The organism is Lactobacillus gallinarum, from assembly GCF_002160635.1.
In the GTDB taxonomy this organism is placed as follows: Bacteria; Bacillota; Bacilli; order Lactobacillales; family Lactobacillaceae; genus Lactobacillus; species Lactobacillus gallinarum.
In genome coordinates, this window is the sequence record NZ_NFKZ01000002.1 from 98,312 (window position 1) to 117,921 (window position 19,610).

Sequence of the window (19,610 nt, forward strand, 5' to 3'; positions counted from 1 at the left end):
ATTGAAAGGTATACTAATCTTTTTAATCGTTTTTGGCTTATTAGTTTTTGTCCATGAATTTGGACATTTTATTGTAGCCAAAAAATCAGGTATACTTGTGCGAGAATTCTCAATTGGTATGGGACCTAAGTTATTTCAGATTAGAAGAAATCCTACTACTTATACTATCAGGTGGCTACCACTTGGTGGTTATGTTCGATTAGCAGGATCTGATGATGAAAGCAAATTAGATCCGGGCATGACTGTAATTTTGCAGTTAAATGATCAGAATGAAGTGGTTAGAATAGATGCTTCTGAATCTGACATGCCAATAGAGGGTATTCCCGTTCAAGTTACTAAGGCAGATTTAGTAGATAATTTAGTAATTGAAGGCTATGAGAATGGCGATGAAAATAAACCGGTAACTTACCATGTTAATCATGATGCAACTATCATTGAAAAAAATGGTACCGAATTAATCATTGCACCTCGTGATACTCAATTTAATGAAGCAAAGGTCTGGCAAAAGTTAGCAACTAATTTTGCTGGTCCTTTTATGAATATTTTATTAGGTTTTGTTGTGTTCTTAATCTGGACATTTACGGTGCCAGGTCCAGCCACAACTACTATTCAATCTACTACGAATGGTTCACCTGCTCAGATTGCTAAAATTGAACCAGGTGATCGAATTGTAGCGGTTAATGGTCAAAAGATTAATAGCTTTGAACAGGTAACTGAAAAAGTTAATCAAAGCAAAGGTAAGAGTCTTAAATTTGAATTAAGTAAAGATGGCTCTACTAAAACTGTAATAGTTAAACCAAAGGCTCATCGAATTCAGAAGCAAAAAATTTATCAAATAGGTATTGTTGCTAAAAGTAATGAAAATGCTGGCGTAAAATTAAAAAGAGGTTGGGATACAGCTGTTTCTACAACCGGTTTGATTTTTAATGCAGTAGGTAACTTATTTAGACATTTTAGTCTTAATAAATTATCTGGTCCTGTAGGAATTTACTCTCAAACTTCGCAAGTTTCACAAATGGGCTTTACATATGTATTAGCCTTTTTAGCAATGATCTCAATTAATTTGGGAATTGTTAATTTAATTCCAATTCCAGGTTTAGATGGTGGTAAACTTTTATTGAACTTAATTGAGTTAGTTCGTGGTAAACCAATTTCAGAAGAACATGAGGCAATTGTTGAATTAATTGGCTTTGGTTTATTATTAGTATTAATTATTGCAGTTACAGGCAATGACATTTATCGCTATTTTATAAAATAATTAATAATAGTTAGTTTTGTTTTTACTTTAGGAGAAAGTAATGCGTCAATCAAAATTTTTTATGCCAACTTTAAAGGAAGCTCCATCAGATGCTGTGGCAGAAAGTCACAAGTTGATGATTAGAGGGGGATATATTCGTCAGGTTACTGCTGGTGTTTATGCTTATCTTCCATTAGGTTATCGTGTATTACGTAAGGCTGAAGGAATTATTGAAGATGAAATGGAAAAAATCAATGTTCCTGAAATGATCATGCCTCATTTATTACCAGCTACTTTATGGCAAGAATCAGGTCGTTACAAGAAGTACGGCGCTGAAATGTTCAAATTGAAGGATCGCCATGGCCGTGAAAGTTTGCTTGGACCTACCCATGAAGAGACTTTTACTGAAATTATTGCTAAGAACCTTAAGAGTTATAAGCAAATGCCATTAGCTTTGTACCAAATTCAAACTAAATTCCGTGATGAAAATCGTCCTCGTTTCGGTTTACTCCGTGGTCGTGAATTTGTCATGCTTGATGGTTATAGTTTTGCCGCAACTCGTGATCAATTAGATGAGCAATTTGATGATCAAAAGAGTGCATATAAGCGAATCTTTAAGCGTGCCGGTGTTACTGTACACCCAGTAATTGCTGACTCAGGTACAATGGGTGGTAAAAACTCAACTGAATTCCAAGCACCAGCTGCTATTGGTGAAGATACTATTGCTACTAATGAAAAGGGAACATATGCTGCTAACCTTGAAATGGCTAAGAGTATTGATACCTTTAAACAAGAACCAGAAGATGCAAAGGAACTTACTAAAGTAGCAACTCCAGATTGTGATACAATCGAAAAATTAGCTAAGTTCTTGAATGTTCCAGCAACTAGAATTGTTAAGAGTATTCTTTATATTGCGGATGATCAAAAAGTTTTGGTTTTAATTCGTGGCGATAAGCAAATCAATGAAGTAAAACTTGGACATGTTCTTGACGCTGATGAAGTCCATGAAGCAGACACTGCTGATTTGAAAGAAATTACTGGTAGTGAAAAGGGCGGCGTTGGTCCTGTTAATGCTGATTGGGCTGACAAGATTATTGCAGACGAAACTGTTAAGAATCTTTACAACGTAGTCGTTGGCGCTGGTGAAACTGATTACCAATTTGAAAATGCTAACTTGGATCGTGATTTTAAGGTTGATGAATTTGCTGACATTAGAACAGCAAACGAAGGCGAACCAGATCCTGTTGATCATTTGCCACTTAAGTTCACAACATCAATCGAAGTTGGTCATATTTTCAAGCTTGGAACTTATTACACTAAGACTATGGGTGCTGATTTCTTGGATCAAAATGGTAAGGCTAAGCCTGTTATCATGGGTTCATATGGTATTGGTGTTACCAGAATGCTTTCAGCAGCTGTAGAACAACACTTGACTGAACACGGTGTTGCTTGGCCAAAAGAAATTGCACCATTTGCAATTCACATTGTTCAAATGAAAATGAATAAAGAAGATCAAACCGAATTAGCTGAAAAACTTGAAAAGAAGTTCAGTGAAAAGTATGATGTTTTATACGATGACCGTAAGGAACGTGCTGGTGTTAAGTTCGCAGATGCAGATTTAGTCGGTGCACCTATTAGAATTACGGTTGGTAAGAAGGCTGCTGATGGTATCGTTGAGGTTAAGAGACCTACTGATGATAAGGCAACCGAAATGTCAATTGATGAATTAGATAAGTTTGTAAATCAAGAGTTAGGATAATTTTTGTGGCAAATAAAAATGATCTTTTCTTAAAATTGCTCAAACAAGTTCATTTCCCTGATAGTTTTGAAGATAATGATCTTCTTCAAAAGGGAAAGGTTGAAAACGTGGATGTTTACGCTAAAGAACATAGGTGGGATATCCATGTTTTTTTTGATACTCCTTTGAAATATGACACTTATGTAGCATTAAGAAAAGCAATAGAAGAAACTTTTTCAGCATTTGTAAATGTAAGATTTTTTGTTGGTACAGGTGATGGTTCTGACCAATACTTGCCAGATTACTGGCATTATGCGGTACAGAATTCAAATATTTTATCTCCCGTCGCTAGAGAATTTTTAGCTGGACAAAAACCTAAAAAAGAAAATGGTCGTTGGGTTATTCCAGTAGATAACAATGTAATTGATGGATTAATCGAACAAAAGGCTTTAGATGATTTGGCTGAAGAGATGCGTGACTTTGGTTTCTTTAATTTAAAATTTATAACCGAAGTCGATCAAACTAATTTACAAAACAGTTTAGAAAGTTTGCAAGAGCTTCAGCATGAACATGAAAAAAGTATGCAGGAGGCTTTTAACAATACTCCGGAAAAGCCGAAGCCTAAACCAAAGCAGCAGTACCAAACCAAGCGTACTAGTTATGGCAATCGAAAACTAGATGAAAATGCTCCGATTACGCAAATTCAAGATGTTGAAGATGGTACTCGAAATGTTGTAATTGAAGGTAATATTTTCAATATTGAAAGTAGAGAATTGAAAAACGGTTCAGTAATTTTTACAGGTGAAATTACTGACTATAGTGATTCAATTGCGTTTAAGAAATTTGCTTCAAATAAGGAACAAATTGAGCAAATGGCTGCAATTAAGCCTGGTACTTGGGCTAAAATGCAAGGTTCAGCAATCGATGATCAATGGGTACATGATGTAGTATTCAACATTAGCAGCTTTGAAACGGTTGAACATATCGGACGAACGGAAAAATATGAGGGTGAGCAAAAGAGAGTAGAACTTCATTTGCACACTAATATGAGTCAATTAGATGCAACTAATGCACCAAGTGATTTTATTAAAACTGCTAAAAAATTTGGTCAGAAGGCTATCGCTATTACAGATCATGGTGATGTTCAGTCCTTCCCAGAAGCTTATAGTACAGGTAAAGCTACAGGCACAAAAATCTTATATGGTGTTGAAGCGAATATGATAGATGACCATGCATTATTGGTTATCAATCCAGCTCCAATGACTTATGAAGATCGTGAATTTGTTATTTTCGACGTTGAAACTACTGGTCTTTCATCTGTTTATGACACTATTATTGAAATTGGTGCTGTTAAGATGAAAAACGGCGAAGTTATTGAACGTTTTGATAAATTCATTAACCCACACCATCCTTTGAGTGAACAAACCATTAATTTAACTTCAATTACGGATGAGATGGTTAGTGCTGCTGATGATGAAGATGTAGTTATTAAGCAATTCCAAGACTTTTATGGTGATCGTCCTTTATGTGGACACAATGTTCAATTTGATGTCGGCTTTGTTAATGCCGCTTTAAGAAGAGCTGGTCTTAGTGAAATCACACAACCAGTTGTCGATACACTAGAAGTTTCTCGTTTGCTTCACCCTGAACAGAACCGTCATACTTTGGATTCATTAGCCAAAAAATATAATGTTTCCTTGGAACATCACCATAGAGCTAATCAAGATGCGGAAGCAACTGGTTACTTAATGTATAAGCTGCTAGATGCATTTAAGAAAAAATATAATGAAGATAATTTGAATAACTTAAATGGTTATGCTGCACATGGTGAGGTTTATAAGCGAGCTCGACCATCTCACATGACGGTTTTGGCTAAAGATCAAAAGGGATTAAAGAATTTATACAAACTAGTTTCAATAGCAAGTACGAAAGACTTTTATCGAATTCCGCGTACTCCTAAATCAGATTTAGCTCGTTTGCATGAAGGTCTGTTTTATGGCTCAGGTTGTTGGCAAGGTGATGTCTTTGTAGCAATGATGCAGAAAGGTTATGACGAGGCTAGAGAAAAAGCTAAGTTTTATGACTTTTTGGAAGTACAACCTCCTGCAAATTATTCTCAATTAATCGAGGATGGATTAATTAAAGATGAAGCACAACTTGAAGAAATTATTGGGAATATTTATAAGTTAGGTAAAGAATTGAATAAGCCTGTTGTTGCAACAGGAGATGCACACTATGTTGAACCACATGATGCTATTTACCGAACTATTTTAATTTCAGCGCAACGATCTAATCCAAATAGAAATAAACCGCAACCTGATTTGCACTTTTATTCAACTCAGGAAATGCTTGATGCATTTAGTTTCTTAGGTGAAGATGTAGCCAAAGAAATCGTTATTGATAATACAAATAAGATTGCTGATGAAATTTCTGAGATTCAGCCAATTAAGGATGGATTATATCCACCTCATATTGAACACGCTGATGAAGAAATGAAAAAGTTAACTTATGATAAGGCGTATGAACTTTATGGCAAGCCGTTGCCTAAAATCGTAAAAGACAGAATTGATCTAGAATTAAATTCTATTATTTCTAATGGATATGCGGTTATTTACTTGATTTCTCAACGTCTGGTGGCCAAGTCAAATAAAGATGGTTACTTGGTAGGTTCTCGTGGTTCTGTAGGTTCCAGTCTGGTAGCTACTATGTCAGGAATTACGGAAGTTAATCCACTTGCACCACATTATCGTTGTCCTAAGTGTAAATATTCGCAATTCTTTGAAAATGGTGAATATGGTTCTGGATTTGACTTACCTGATAAGGATTGTCCAAAATGTGGAACGCCTTTAGTTAAAGATGGACAGGATATTCCGTTTGCGACTTTCCTAGGCTTCCATGGGGATAAAGTTCCTGATATCGATTTGAACTTCTCAGGAGACTATCAACCAGTTGCGCATAACTTTATTCGAGTAATGTTCGGTCCAGATAATTCTTATCGTGCCGGAACTATTGCGACGGTTGCAGATAAGACTGCATATGGTTATGCAAAACACTTTGATGAAGAGCGTGATTTGAAAGCTAGAAATGCGGAATTGGATCGCCTGGCTAGTGGTATTCGTGGAGTAAAAAGAACTACAGGTCAGCACCCTGCTGGTATTGTTGTAGTTCCTGATGACATGGATATTTATGATTTTACTCCTGTATCTTATCCAGCTGATGATGTTAATGCAGCATGGTTAATTACACACTACGACTTCCACTCAATTCACGATAATATTTTGAAGTTTGATATTCTGGGTCACGATGATCCAACCATGATTCGTCACTTGCAGGATCTTTCAGGAATTGATCCATTGACTATTCCACCGGATGATCCTGGTGTTATGTCTCTTTTCTCAAGTCCTAAAATTCTAGGAGTAACACCAGAACAAATCCAATCAGAAACAGGTACTTTAGGTGTTCCAGAATTTGGTACACGTTTTGTTAGAGGGATGCTTGAAGAAACTAAACCAACAACTTTTGCGGAATTATTGCAGATTTCTGGTTTGTCACATGGTACCGATGTATGGTTAGGAAATGCAGAAGATTTAGTCAATAACGGTACTTGCAAATTAAAGGATGTTATTGGTTGTCGTGATAACATTATGATGGACTTGATTCACTGGGGAGTTAAACCAGAAGTTGCCTTTTCAACTATGGAGTCTGTTCGTCACGGACGTGGTATTAGTGATGAAAATATGGCAATTTTGAAGAAGAATAAAAATATTCCTGATTGGTATATTCCTTCTTGTTTAAAGATTAAGTACATGTTCCCTAAAGCTCACGCCACTGCTTATATTTTAATGGCTTTACGTATCGCCTGGTTTAAAGTATATTACCCAGAAATTTATTACACTGCTTATTTCTCAGTGCGTGCTGATTTATTTGATTTAGTTGCAATGAGTCATGGTAAAAACACTGTTAAAGCTGCAATGAAAGAAATTCAAGATAAAGGAAACGATGCTTCAGCCAAAGATAAAAGTTTATTGACAGTTTTGGAAATTGCTAACGAATGTCTTGAACGCGGCATTAAAATTAAAATGGTTGATATTGATCAATCAGAAGCTACGGATTTCAAAATTTTAGATAAGCATACTATTTTGGCACCATTTAATGCGGTTCCTGGTTTAGGTGACAATGCGGCTAAGCAAATTGTCGCTGCGCGTGCTGAAAAGAAATTCTTATCTAAAGAAGATTTAGCAAAACGCGGCAAAGTTTCACAAACAATCATGAATTATTTCGAAGACAATGGCGTACTGGAAGGTATGCCCGATGAAAATCAATTATCACTTTTCTAGGAGTTATTATTACATTGTTATGTAAAACATGGTATACTAATAGAGAAGTTCGAATAGGTAAATTCGAGTGAGCAGTAATGCTCACTCTTTTTATTACGGAGGAAATTTTTTGTCTAAAGTTATAGATCTTGTTCGTCCAGTTGTCGAAACAATTATTGACGAGCATGGCGACATGTTAGTTGATATGGAATACGTTAAGGAAAAAGGTCAAAACTATTTACGAATTTATGTTGATCGTCAGCCCAATGGTATCGATATCGATGAAATTGCGGCTTTGAGTGAATTGGTTTCTGAAAAACTTGATACAATTGATCCTGATCCGCTTCCTGATCCATATGTTTTAGAGTTATCATCTCCAGGTGCTGAACGCCCTATTAAGACTGAAGCTGATTGGGAGAGAGCACTGAATGATTATGTTCATATTGGTCTTTATCAAAAAATTGAGGACAAAAAAGTGTATGAAGGTATGCTTAAATCCTATAATAATGATGAGATTGTATTAGAAGTAAAAGATAAAACAAGACGAAAGAAATTAACTATCCCTCGTAAGTTAATTGCAAAGATTCGTTTTGCAATTGAATTTTAGAAAGGTTGATCAAAAACTTATGTCTAAAGAAATGCTAGAAGCGTTTGCTACCTTGGAAAAGACCAAGGGCATTAAACAAGATGTTATTGTTGATGCAATCAAGGCCGCTTTGGTAGCTGCATACAAGAAAAATTATAATCAAGCACAAAACGTTGAAGTTGACTTCGATGAAAGAAGAGGTAACTTCAAGGTAATGGCTGTTAAGACAGTCGTTGATGAAGTACAAGATGACCGTCTTGAAGTTAGTTTGAAAGACGCCTTGGCAATTAATCGTGCTTATGAAGTTGGGGATGAAATTCGATTTGAAGTTACACCAAAGAACTTTGGTCGAATTGCTGCTCAAACTGCTAAGCAAGTTATTATGCAACGTCTTCGTGAAGCAGAAAGAAGTCATATTATTGACGAATATTCTCAATATGAAGATGAATTAGTTACAGGTACTGTTGAACGACGTGATAATCGTTTTGTATATGTTAATATTGGCAATGTTGAAGCTGTGATGCCTCAACGTGACCAAATGCCAAATGAAGTTTACAACCCACAAGATCAAATTCGTGTACTTGTAACTCATGTTGGCTCAGATTCTAAGGGTGCACAAATCGTTGTTTCAAGAACTGCACCTGATGTTGTCAAGCGATTATTTGAACAAGAAGTTCCTGAAATTTATGATGGAACTGTTGAAATTGTATCAATTGCCCGTGAAGCTGGCGACCGTACTAAGATGGCTGTTAAGTCAAATGACCCTAACATTGATCCAGTTGGTACTTGTGTAGGTCAAAAGGGTGCCCGTGTTCAAAATGTTGTTAATGAACTTGGTGGCGAAAATATTGATGTCGTTAAGTACGAAGAAGATCCTTCTGACTTTATTGCTAATGCATTGAATCCAGCAGAAGTAATTGCTGTTCAATTTGGTGATAATGAAGAAGAAAAGAGTGCGTTAGTAATTGTTCCAGATTACCAATTGTCACTTGCCATTGGTAAGAAGGGACAAAATGTACGTCTTGCTGCTCGCTTAACAGGCTATAAGATTGATATTCGTCCAGAATCTGAAGTAGAATTTGTTGATGAAGAGTCAGACACTGCAGCCAAATCTGCTGATACTGAATCTGATGAGGATAGTTCAGTTGATACAGATGAAGCAGCTACACGGGTAGAAGAAAGTTCAAGCGAAGATAATACTGAAGAATAGGTGATTTTTTGAAAAAAAGAAAAATCCCAATGCGGAAGGATTTATTAACCGACACTATGCAACCTAAAAAAGAGTTGGTACGTGTCGTAATCGATAAAGAAAAGAATATTGCTGTTGATCCTACTGGCAAAAAAGCAGGACGCGGCGCATATGTTTCACTTGATCCAACCAAGATTAAAGCCGCTAAAGAAAAGCATATTTTAGATCGTAGCTTAGGGGCTAAGGTTCCAGATAGTTTTTATGACGAGCTTTATTCATATGTTGATCATCAAAAAGCAAGAAAAGAATTGTTTGGTGATAAATAAGTTTGCAAAATAGACAAAAAGCGATTAATTTGTTAGGTTTAGCACAGCGAGCTGGTAAATTAATTACTGGGACAGAAACTGTGATTGCCAAGCTTAACAAAGGAAAAATCACCGCGGTCATCATGGCGTGTGACGTTCAAGACAACACCGCTGAAAAAGTTGATCGTGCTGCCAGAAAAGTTAATGTTCCTATAATAAACTTATTTTCAGCTGATGAGATTTCCAAAGCTATCAGCAAAAAACGTAAAGTTTTAGGATTAACCGATGTCGGTTTTACCAAGGCATTGATTAAAAAAATAAATGAAGGAGTGTGATTGGATGGCAAAGAAAAGAATTTATGAAGTCGCAAAAGAAGTGGGCGTCGATAATAAAGTTGTAGTCCAAAAAGCAAAGGAATTGGGCTTCGATATAAAGAACCATATGTCATCAATAGATGATGCACAAGTTGCAAAATTAAAAGGTAGTTTCCAAAACTCCGCTCCCGCTGAGAAAAACAATAAAATAAAGATCTCTGTTTCTTCTATTCGTAAGAACGAAAAGAAACAAGAAGATAATGCAGGTTCAAAGAAGCCTAGAAGACGTAACAATAAGCGTCGTCAAAATAATAATGATCGCAATCGCAAAAATAGAAATGATCGCGATCATAACTCAAATTCAGGTAAGCCAAAAGCAGCTGCTTTGTTGCAACAATTTAAGCAAAAGCAACGTGCAGAGGAAGGCCTGCTTAATCGAGAAGCACAAAAAGCTAAAAAAGAATATCACGAACAATTGAGACATCCGAAAAAAGAACAACCAGTGAATAATAAGAAGAAAACTAACAAAGAAAACAATACTAAGAAGTCAGAATCAGTAGAGAAAAAAATTATTGGTCCAAAGATTTTGAAACCATCTCCAGCACGTTTGAAGAAGAATCAACCTTCAACAAATGATAAGCCTGCAGTGAAGGTTTCTATTCCTGAGCCTCCTAAAGATGAAAAACGTGGCAATGGTCGCGGTAAGAATATGGGTAAGCCAGGACGTAAAGGTAAGAACCAATTCTTTAATAATCATAATGGACATTCTGATCGTTCAGAAAGAAAACGTCGTAAGAATAAGAAACGTCAACAAGAACAAAAGCCAAAGAAGCAACCTACTAAGCGTAAGGAACGTCCATTACCAGAAACTTTAATATATGAAGAAGGTATGAACGCTCAAGACATTGGTAAGTTGATTCACCGTGAACCAGCTGAAATTGTTAAGAAATTATTCATGCTTGGTGTGATGACTAACCAAAACCAATCTTTGGATAAGGATACCATCGAATTATTAGCAGCTGAATACGGTATTAATGCTAAGCAAAAGGTTCATGAAGATATTTCTGATATTGATACTCTTTATGACAAGAGAATGGAAGCTTCTAAGAAGTCTAAGAATCAAGTTAAGCGTCCACCTGTAGTTACTATTATGGGGCACGTTGACCATGGTAAAACTACTTTGCTTGACCGTTTGCGTCATACCCATGTTTCAGCTCATGAAGCTGGTGGTATTACCCAGAAGATCGGTGCTTACCAAGTTCGTCTTGATGACCGCTTGATTACTTTCCTAGATACTCCTGGACACGCAGCCTTCTCAAACATGCGTGCACGTGGTGCTGAAATTACTGATATTGTTGTCTTAGTTGTTGCAGCCGATGATGGTGTTATGCCACAGACTGTTGAAGCTATTGACCACGCTAAGAGCGCCAATGTTCCAATTATTGTAGCAATTAACAAGATGGATAAGCCAGGTGCTAACCCACAACACGTAACTGAAGAATTGATGAAATATAATTTAATTCCTGAAGATTACGGTGGTGACACCATCTTTGTAAATATCTCAGCTAAGACTGGTCAAAATGTTGATGATTTATTACAAATGATCTTGCTTCAAGCTGATGTGATGGAACTTAAGGCTAACCCAACAGAAATGGCAATTGGTACTGTAATTGAAGCTCGCTTATCACGTGGTCGTGGACCAGTGGCCGACGTTTTGATTCAACAAGGTACTTTAAATGTTGGTGATCCAATTGTTGTTGGTGATACTTTTGGCCGTGTTCGTACTATGACTAACGATCGTGGTCGTCAAGTTAAAAAGGCTACTCCATCTGAACCAGTTGAAATTACTGGTTTGAATGACGTTCCAGAATCAGCTGATAAATTAGTTGAATTTAAGGATGAAAAGACAGCACGTTCAGTTGGTGAAGCTAGAGCACAACAAGCTTTGCAAAAGTCTCGTGAAAATGTTCAACATGTCACTCTCGATAACCTCTTCGATACTATGAAGAAGGAGAATATGAAGGAAGTTGACATTGTCTTGAAGGCTGATGTTCAAGGTTCTGTTGAAGCTTTGCAACAATCTCTTGAAAAGATTGAAGTTGAAGGCGTTCGTGTTAACATCATTCACTCAGGTGTAGGTGCTATTAATGAGTCAGACGTAACCTTAGCCGGTGCTTCTAATGCATTTATCATTGGATTTAATGTTCGTCCAACTGCAACTGCTAAGAGTCAAGCTGAAACTGAAGGCGTCGACATTCGTTTGTACAGTATCATCTACAAGGCAATTGATGATGTGACTGCAGCCATGAAGGGTATGCTTGAACCAACTTACGAAGAAAAGGTTATCGGTAACCTTACTGTTCGTGAAACTTGGAAAGTATCTAAGGTTGGTACTATTGCTGGTTCCTTTGTTGATAAGGGATTGGTTAAGAATAACGCCAAAATTAGAGTTATTCGTGATGGTATTGTTAAATACGATGGTGAAATTGCTTCACTTAAGAGATTTAAAGATGATGCCAAAGAAGTTAAGCAAGGTAACGATTGTGGTTTAACTATCAAAGACTACAACGATATTAAAGTCGGCGACGAATTCGAAGTTTACGAAATGCAACAAGTTGAACCTAAGTAATAATTTTTAGGAGGCAAACATGAAGCATAGAATTGGTCGTGTTGAAGGAGAAATTCTTCGTGAATTAACCAAAATTTTACAAAAGAATATTCGTGATCCTCGTTTGAGTGAAGTAACTATCACTGCAGTGGAATGTACGAATGATCTTTCATATGCAACTGTTTACTATAGTCTTTTAACTGAAAATGCCGATAAGGAAAAAGAAGTTCAAGAAGGACTAGAAAAGGCTAAAGGTATGATGCGTCACTTATTAGGACAAACTTTAACCGTTTATAAAGTCCCTGAATTAATTTTTAAACGAGACAATTCAGTAAAATATGGTAGTAAAATTGACCGTTTAATTGCAGAAGTTAAAAAGCAAGATGCTGAACGGGCAAGTAAATAAAAAAAGCGCCGTTTAGGCGCTTTTTTCGTTTAGATAGAAAAGGATTATTTATGTTAAATGGAATTTTAGTTATCGATAAAGATAAAGGGATGACTAGTGCTGATGTAGTTTATCATTTACGCAAAGCTCTGCATATCCGAAAAATTGGACATGCGGGTACACTTGACCCCGAGGTAACAGGCGTATTACCTATTGCAATTGGACAAGCAACTAAACTGATTGAACTTATGCATACTAGACCTAAAGAATATATTGGTAGTGGTCTTTTTGGATATGCCACTGACAGTTATGATTCAACTGGCACAGTTTTGAAAAAGACCAAGTTAACCAAGGCATTTACTTCTGAAGATATTCAGAATCATATGAATGAGTTTTTAGGGAAAATAGAACAAGTACCACCAATTTACTCAGCCGTAAAGGTAAATGGTAAGCATTTATATGAGTATGCTAGAGAAGGTATTGAGGTAGAGCGACCAAAACGTAAAGTTGATATTTTACAATATGATTTAACCAATAAACCTACATTCAATGAAAAAGATGGACAAGAAGAATTTGATTTTAAAATTAAATGTAGTAAAGGTACATATGTTAGATCCTTAGTAAATGATTTGGGCGAGAAAATGAATTGCCCAGCAGTTATGACTTACTTAAGAAGAGTAGCTAGCTCAGGTTTTGATATTTCTCAGGCCGTTAAGTTAAGTGAAATTGAAGAGAATCCTGAAAAAGCTGCAGAATTGATTCAACCAATTGACGCTTTCTTTAAAGACTATCCTCAAGTTGATCTAAGTGAAGGAAAATGGCTTAAAGTGAAAAATGGAGCAGGTATTTCGTTAGAAATAGATGCTAAAAAAGTCGCATTAAGGTACAATAAAAAAGTCAAGGCGATTTATGAGAATAAGGGAAAATTATATCGCCCAAGTTTAATGTTGATTCAAAATGAATAACTGAAATGAAGGGATTAGTTGTGAAAATCATTCATTTAACTTATCCAGTTAGCGAAAATACCATATCTTCAAAAACTATTCTAGCCTTAGGTTTTTTTGACGGCGTTCATTTAGGTCATCAACGCTTAATCAATAAAGCCAAAAAAATAGCTGATCAAAAGAAATTACCATTAGTAGTATTAACTTTTGATCGTCATCCGAAGGAAATTTATGCTGCCAAAAAAGACTTTAAGTATTTAGAAACTTTAGATGAAAAGGCAGATAAAATGGCAGAACTAGGTGTAGATTATCTAGCCGTAATGCCATTTACTAAAAAGTTTAGCGAGATAGATGCACAGAGTTTTGTAGATAATGTAATAATTAAACTCAATGCAGATACAGTAGTAGCTGGATTTGATTATACATATGGTCCTAAAGAGACTGCTAATATGAAGAATTTACCAAAATTTGCGAAGGATAGATTTGAAATTTTCGTTATGCCTAAGCAGATTTTTAATGGTAAAAAAATAGGTTCAACTGAAATTAGACAGGCAATTAGGGAAGGTAAGATGGAATTAGCTTTTCAATTAATGGGTCACCATTATGTGATGAGCGGGATCGTTGGTCATGGTAAAAGAAATGGCCATAAATTAGGCTTCCCAACAGCTAATTTACTTTGGGCTAGTCATAAGGTAATTCCCAAAATAGGAGTATATGCCACTAAAACGCAGGTAGCTGGAAAGTGGTATGAATCTATGACTAGTGTCGGTTATAATGTAACGATTGGCCAACCTGAACAAATTTTTATTGAATCACATATATTTAATTTTAAACAGGATATTTATGATCAGCCAATAAAAATTAAATGGTATAAATATACTAGAGGCGAAATTAAATTTAGCGGCCTTGAAGAATTGAAAAAACAATTAGAGAAAGACCAAATAGAAATTGAACATTATTTTGCACAAGAAGCACGAAGTAATGCGTAACGAGAAGCTGAAGAACTTAGCAATTTTGAACTAAGTTCTTCAGTTTTTATTTTTTGAAATAATTTGAAGAAATTTTAGCACTCCTCTTGTTTTTCTGCTAATTTATAGTATCATATTAATTGTTAGCACCTGAGAATTACGAGTGCTAAAAGTGAGGGCGATTATTATGTTGACCGAGCGTCAAGAGCTTATTTTAAAAACAATTATTACAGACTTCACACAAACGCATGAGCCTGTTGGCTCTAAGACGGTGATGAAGCAGTTACCAATTAAAGTATCAAGCGCTACTATTCGAAATGAAATGGCGGTCCTAGAAGATCAAGGCTTAATTGAGAAGACACACTCTTCTAGCGGAAGAATTCCGTCAAGTGATGGATATCGTTATTATCTTGATAATTTAGTTGAACCGCTTCAGTTGCCAGAGTCTGTTTATAACACGATTGGGACACAATTAGATCGACCTTTTCATCAGGTGAATGAAATCGTACAAGAAGCAGCACGCATTTTATCTGATTTAACTAATTACACTGCTTTTGCTGAAGGACCTGAGAGTAGGGATGTTAAAATTACAGGTTTTAGGATTGTTCCCCTGTCTTCTAGACAAGTGATGGCAATTCTAGTGACGAGTGATGGCAATGTCCAAAATCAAGTTTATGCTTTACCACATAATATTCATGGTGAAGAAATTGAAAAAGCGGTTCGAATGATTAATGACCAATTAGTTGGCAAGAGTTTAAAGGAAATTAATGTTTCATTGCTAAGTGAACTTGCTAAAAACGAATTAGGTAGTGATCATGCTAACGAATTATTTAGCTTAGTTGAAGACGTGTTAAAAGATGCGGCTAGTGAGCAGATGTATGTTGATGGACAAATTAATCTATTGAACAATACAACTGAGAATAATGTAAATGATATACGTTCACTCTATGAATTAATTGATCGAGATAATTTGTTTTCTAATTTGATGAATATTAAGGCTGATCCTAAGACTGAAAAATACCCAGTTAAGGTAAAGTTAGGATCTGAATTGCCGAATGATTTATTAAAAAATTATAGTTTGCTGACAGCTGAATATAGTGTCGGCTCCCATGGTAAAGGAACAATAGCTTTACTTGGGCCAACAAATATGCCGTATTCTCAAATGATAGGGCTTCTAGAATACTTCAGAAATGAATTAGCCAAGAAGTTACTTGATTATTACGGTAAATTTCAATAATAGAGGAGGTTAGCCGTGAGTAAAGAAGAGTTTCCTAGTGAAAAGAATTTAGATGAAAAAGAAAATGCTTCAACACCTAAGGATGTTAAGAAAAAGGCAACTGAAGGTAAGGAAGCAAAAAATGATAAACATGATGAAAAATTAGCTAAAGAATTGGCTGATTTAAAAGATAAGAATAAGGAGCTTGAAGATAAGTATCTTCGTAGCGAAGCAGAAATTCAAAATATGCAAAATCGCTATTCAAAAGAAAGAGCTCAACTTATTAAGTATGAATCTCAAAGCTTAGCTAAAGATATTTTGCCTGCTGTAGACAATTTGGAGAGAGCTTTAAGCGTAGAAGCCGATGATGATGTTTCCAAGCAACTGAAGAAGGGCGTTAAGATGACGCTTGATTCATTAACTAAAGCATTGAAAGAACATGGCATCGTTGAGATTGAAGCTGAAGACGTAAAATTTGATCCGACATTGCATCAAGCTGTTCAAACTGTAGCAGCCGAAAATGATGATCAAAAAGATCACGTTGTTCAGGTTTTACAAAAAGGATATCAATATAAAGATCGGACACTAAGACCAGCAATGGTTGTAGTTGCTCAATAGGAGAGGAAGTTTATACATGTCAAAAGTTATTGGTATTGACCTCGGAACTACTAACTCAGCAGTTGCAGTTCTTGAAGGTAAAGAACCAAAGATTATTACTAACCCAGAAGGTAACCGTACTACTCCATCTGTAGTAGCTTTTAAAGATGGTGAAATTCAAGTTGGTGAAGTAGCTAAGCGTCAAGCTATTACTAACCCTAACACTATTGTTTCAATTAAGCGTCACATGGGTGAAGCTGATTACAAGGTTAAGGTTGGCGACAAGGAATACACACCACAAGAAATTTCTGCATTTATTTTACAATACATCAAGAAGTTCTCAGAAGATTACTTAGGTGAAAAGGTAACTGATGCAGTTATCACTGTTCCTGCTTACTTTAACGATGCACAACGTCAAGCTACTAAGGATGCTGGTAAGATCGCTGGGTTGAATGTACAAAGAATTATCAACGAACCTACTGCTTCAGCATTAGCCTTCGGTTTAAACAAAGACCAAGATGAAAAGGTCTTAGTTTACGACCTTGGTGGTGGTACTTTCGATGTTTCCGTTCTTCAATTAGGTGACGGTGTCTTCCAAGTATTATCAACTAACGGTGATACTCACCTTGGTGGTGATGACTTTGATAACCGTATCATGGATTGGTTGATCAAGAACTTTAAGGATGAAAATGGCGTTGACTTGTCTAAGGACAAGATGGCTATGCAACGTTTGAAGGATGCTGCTGAAAAGGCTAAGAAAGACTTGTCAGGTGTATCTTCAACTCACATTTCACTTCCATTCATTTCTGCTGGTGAAGCTGGTCCATTACACCTTGAAGCTGACCTTACCCGTGCTAAGTTTGATGAATTGACTAGTGACTTAGTTGAAAAGACTAAGGTACCATTTGACAATGCATTAAAGGATGCTGGTTTAACTGTAAACGATATCGATAAGGTTATCTTAAACGGTGGTTCAACCCGTATTCCTGCAGTTCAAAAGGCCGTTAAGGAATGGGCTGGTAAAGAACCTGACCACTCAATCAACCCTGATGAAGCTGTTGCTTTAGGTGCAGCTATCCAAGGTGGTGTTATTTCAGGTGACGTTAAGGACATCGTTTTGCTTGATGTTACTCCATTGTCACTTGGTATTGAAACCATGGGTGGTGTCTTCACTAAGTTAATTGACAGAAACACTACTATCCCAACTTCAAAGAGTCAAATCTTCTCAACTGCTGCAGATAACCAACCAGCAGTAGATGTCCACGTATTGCAAGGTGAACGTCCAATGGCTGCAGATGATAAGACCCTTGGTCGCTTTGAATTAACTGATATTCCACCAGCACCACGTGGTGTTCCACAAATTCAAGTTACCTTCGATATCGATAAGAACGGTATCGTAAATGTATCTGCTAAGGATATGGGTACTGGTAAGGAACAAAAGATTACTATTAAGAGTTCATCCGGTTTGTCAGATGAAGAAATCAAGCGTATGCAAAAAGACGCTGAAGAACATGCTGAAGAAGACAAGAAGCGTAAAGAAGAAGTTGATCTTAGAAATGAAGTTGATCAATTAATCTTTACTACTGATAAGACTTTGAAGGACACTAAGGATAAGCTTTCTGATAGTGACCGTAAGCCAGTTGAAGATGCTCTTGAAGCTTTGAAGAAGGCTCAAAAGGACAACAACTTGGACGAAATGAAGGAAAAGAAGGATGCTTTATCAAAGGCTGCACAAGATTTAGCAGTTAAGCTTTACCAACAAAACGGTGGAGCACAAGGTGCTGCAGGTCAAGCTGGCCCACAAGCCGGTCCTCAAGGTCCACAAAATGGCCCACAAGGTGGTAACAATGGTGGTGCCCAAGATGGTGAATTCCATAAGGTAGATCCAAACAAGTAATGGGTTTATAATTAAACAAAAGGAGAAAAGAACTACCCATTGAGTAGTTCTTTTCTTTTGAAAATATAAGGAGTTCAATTAATGGCACAAGAAGATTATTATAAAGTGCTTGGCGTAGATCGTAACGCCAGTGACCAAGAAATTAGTAAAGCATATAGAAAGTTAGCTAAAAAATATCACCCAGATTTGAACCATGAACCTGGTGCTGAAGAAAAATATAAACAAGTTAACGAAGCTTATGAAGTTTTGCATGATAAGCAAAAGCGTGCACAATATGATCAATTTGGCTCCGCTGGTGTAAATGGCCAAGGTGGTTTTGGTGGCGCTGGCCAAGGCTTTGGCGGTGCTGGATTTGATACTTCTGGATTTGGTGATTTTGGCGACATTTTTGGTGATATCTTTGGTCAAGGAAGACAACAAAGAGTAGATCCGACTGCTCCACAACGTGGTCAAGATTTAGACTATACTTTGACTATTGACTTTATGGATGCGATTAAAGGCAAGAAGACGCAAGTTAGCTATACTCGTAGTGAAACCTGTGGTACTTGTGGCGGCAATGGTTGTGAAAAAGGCACTCACCCAATTACCTGTGATAAATGTCACGGTACAGGTTATATGACTGTTACTCAGCAATCTATGTTAGGGATGATTCGTCGTCAAACCATCTGTGATAAATGTCATGGTCGCGGTGTAATCATTGAACACCCATGTAAGACTTGTGGTGGTAAAGGTACTGTTCAAGGAAAGAATACTATTGAAGTTGATATTCCAGCAGGTATTGATAATGGCCAACAACTTCGCTATCAAGGCCAAGGTGAGGCTGGTATAAACGGCGGACCTTACGGTGATTTGTATATTAATTACCGTATTAAACCATCTAAGATCTTCCAACGTCGTGGTCAAAACATTTATACTGATGTTCCAATTTCATTTGCTCAAGCTACATTAGGTGATGAAATTACTGTTAAAACTGTCCATGGTGATCAAAAATTAACTATTCCAGCTGGTACTCAACCAAATAAGAAGTTTACTCTTCGCGGACAGGGTGTACCATATCTTCGCGGAAATGGTAATGGTGATCAAATTATTACAATTAATATCGTGATTCCAAAGCATATCAATGAAAAGCAAAAGCAAGATTTGACTGACTTTGTTCATGATGGTGGCGGAGATATTACACCAAAAGAAAAAGGATTTTTTGAACGACTTAAAGACAAATTAAGTGGTGAAGATTAAGAAAAATGACATTGCATCAGGCAATGTCATTTTTGTATATCTATTCGTTTTATAAGATTAAGGACCTTTGCTAT

The 19,610-nt window shown here is 36.5% G+C and carries 15 protein-coding genes; all 15 read left to right on the forward strand.

The features are described 5' to 3' along the window. Position 1 precedes the first annotated feature (1 nt). The 15 genes from rseP (at position 2) to dnaJ (ending at position 19,536) form a co-directional block, all read left to right on the forward strand. Entirely contained in the window at positions 2–1,258 is a 1,257-nt protein-coding gene (gene rseP, locus B5E95_RS01660) for an RIP metalloprotease RseP (protein WP_087176032.1), read from the forward strand. Between the two features lie 40 nt (positions 1,259–1,298). Continuing rightward, the gene (locus B5E95_RS01665) at positions 1,299–2,996 is read left to right on the forward strand and encodes a proline--tRNA ligase (protein ID WP_087235461.1); all 1,698 of its coding nucleotides are present in this window, start codon (positions 1,299–1,301) and stop codon (positions 2,994–2,996) included. 5 nt (positions 2,997–3,001) lie between these two features. Further along, complete coding sequence (locus B5E95_RS01670; RefSeq protein ID WP_087176034.1) at positions 3,002–7,312, forward strand: PolC-type DNA polymerase III; 4,311 nt, start codon at positions 3,002–3,004, stop codon at positions 7,310–7,312. 109 nt (positions 7,313–7,421) lie between these two features. Beyond that, positions 7,422–7,898, forward strand: coding sequence for a ribosome maturation factor RimP (gene rimP / locus B5E95_RS01675; RefSeq protein WP_087176035.1), 477 nt, complete (start codon positions 7,422–7,424; stop codon positions 7,896–7,898). 19 nt (positions 7,899–7,917) lie between these two features. After that, complete coding sequence (gene nusA / locus B5E95_RS01680) at positions 7,918–9,087, forward strand: transcription termination factor NusA (RefSeq protein ID WP_087176090.1); 1,170 nt, start codon at positions 7,918–7,920, stop codon at positions 9,085–9,087. 8 nt (positions 9,088–9,095) lie between these two features. Beyond that, positions 9,096–9,392, forward strand: coding sequence for an RNase P modulator RnpM (rnpM, locus tag B5E95_RS01685; RefSeq protein ID WP_025005938.1), 297 nt, complete (start codon positions 9,096–9,098; stop codon positions 9,390–9,392). Between the two features lie 2 nt (positions 9,393–9,394). Continuing rightward, positions 9,395–9,706, forward strand: a complete 312-nt coding sequence (locus tag B5E95_RS01690) for a L7Ae/L30e/S12e/Gadd45 family ribosomal protein (protein WP_025005939.1) — start codon at positions 9,395–9,397, stop codon at positions 9,704–9,706. 4 nt (positions 9,707–9,710) lie between these two features. Beyond that, positions 9,711–12,314: a translation initiation factor IF-2 gene (gene infB, locus B5E95_RS01695; protein ID WP_087176036.1), complete on the forward strand. Its 2,604-nt coding sequence runs from the start codon at positions 9,711–9,713 to the stop codon at positions 12,312–12,314. Positions 12,315–12,333: 19 nt separating this feature from the next. Then, a complete protein-coding gene (locus B5E95_RS01700; RefSeq protein ID WP_025005941.1) occupies positions 12,334–12,699 on the forward strand; it encodes a ribosome-binding factor A in 366 nt (121 codons plus the stop codon). Positions 12,700–12,749: 50 nt separating this feature from the next. Continuing rightward, positions 12,750–13,643, forward strand: coding sequence for a tRNA pseudouridine(55) synthase TruB (truB, locus tag B5E95_RS01705; RefSeq protein WP_087235462.1), 894 nt, complete (start codon positions 12,750–12,752; stop codon positions 13,641–13,643). 5 nt (positions 13,644–13,648) lie between these two features. After that, positions 13,649–14,611: a riboflavin biosynthesis protein RibF gene (gene ribF, locus B5E95_RS01710; protein WP_162606864.1), complete on the forward strand. Its 963-nt coding sequence runs from the start codon at positions 13,649–13,651 to the stop codon at positions 14,609–14,611. Positions 14,612–14,777: 166 nt separating this feature from the next. After that, positions 14,778–15,827: a heat-inducible transcriptional repressor HrcA gene (gene hrcA / locus B5E95_RS01715; protein ID WP_025005944.1), complete on the forward strand. Its 1,050-nt coding sequence runs from the start codon at positions 14,778–14,780 to the stop codon at positions 15,825–15,827. Between the two features lie 15 nt (positions 15,828–15,842). Beyond that, positions 15,843–16,424 (forward strand): nucleotide exchange factor GrpE, encoded by a 582-nt coding sequence (gene grpE / locus B5E95_RS01720; RefSeq protein WP_025005945.1) that lies wholly within the window; start codon positions 15,843–15,845, stop codon positions 16,422–16,424. A 16-nt stretch (positions 16,425–16,440) separates the two neighbouring features. Then, positions 16,441–18,300 (forward strand): molecular chaperone DnaK, encoded by a 1,860-nt coding sequence (dnaK, locus tag B5E95_RS01725; protein WP_087176039.1) that lies wholly within the window; start codon positions 16,441–16,443, stop codon positions 18,298–18,300. Positions 18,301–18,381: 81 nt separating this feature from the next. Next, entirely contained in the window at positions 18,382–19,536 is a 1,155-nt protein-coding gene (gene dnaJ, locus B5E95_RS01730; protein WP_025005946.1) for a molecular chaperone DnaJ, read from the forward strand. Positions 19,537–19,610: the final 74 nt, after the last annotated feature.

What these genes read in the sequence shown, in the direction of transcription:
- dnaK (WP_087176039.1), top strand. Translation starts at nt 16,441, where the DNA reads ATGTCAAAAGTTATTGGTATTGACCTCGGAACTACTAACTCAGCAGTT.
- ribF (WP_162606864.1), top strand. Translation starts at nt 13,649, where the DNA reads ATGAAGGGATTAGTTGTGAAAATCATTCATTTAACTTATCCAGTTAGC.
- B5E95_RS01700 (WP_025005941.1), top strand. Translation starts at nt 12,334, where the DNA reads ATGAAGCATAGAATTGGTCGTGTTGAAGGAGAAATTCTTCGTGAATTA.
- nusA (WP_087176090.1), top strand. Translation starts at nt 7,918, where the DNA reads ATGTCTAAAGAAATGCTAGAAGCGTTTGCTACCTTGGAAAAGACCAAG.
- infB (WP_087176036.1), top strand. Translation starts at nt 9,711, where the DNA reads ATGGCAAAGAAAAGAATTTATGAAGTCGCAAAAGAAGTGGGCGTCGAT.
- truB (WP_087235462.1), top strand. Translation starts at nt 12,750, where the DNA reads ATGTTAAATGGAATTTTAGTTATCGATAAAGATAAAGGGATGACTAGT.
- hrcA (WP_025005944.1), top strand. Translation starts at nt 14,778, where the DNA reads ATGTTGACCGAGCGTCAAGAGCTTATTTTAAAAACAATTATTACAGAC.
- B5E95_RS01665 (WP_087235461.1), top strand. Translation starts at nt 1,299, where the DNA reads ATGCGTCAATCAAAATTTTTTATGCCAACTTTAAAGGAAGCTCCATCA.
- dnaJ (WP_025005946.1), top strand. Translation starts at nt 18,382, where the DNA reads ATGGCACAAGAAGATTATTATAAAGTGCTTGGCGTAGATCGTAACGCC.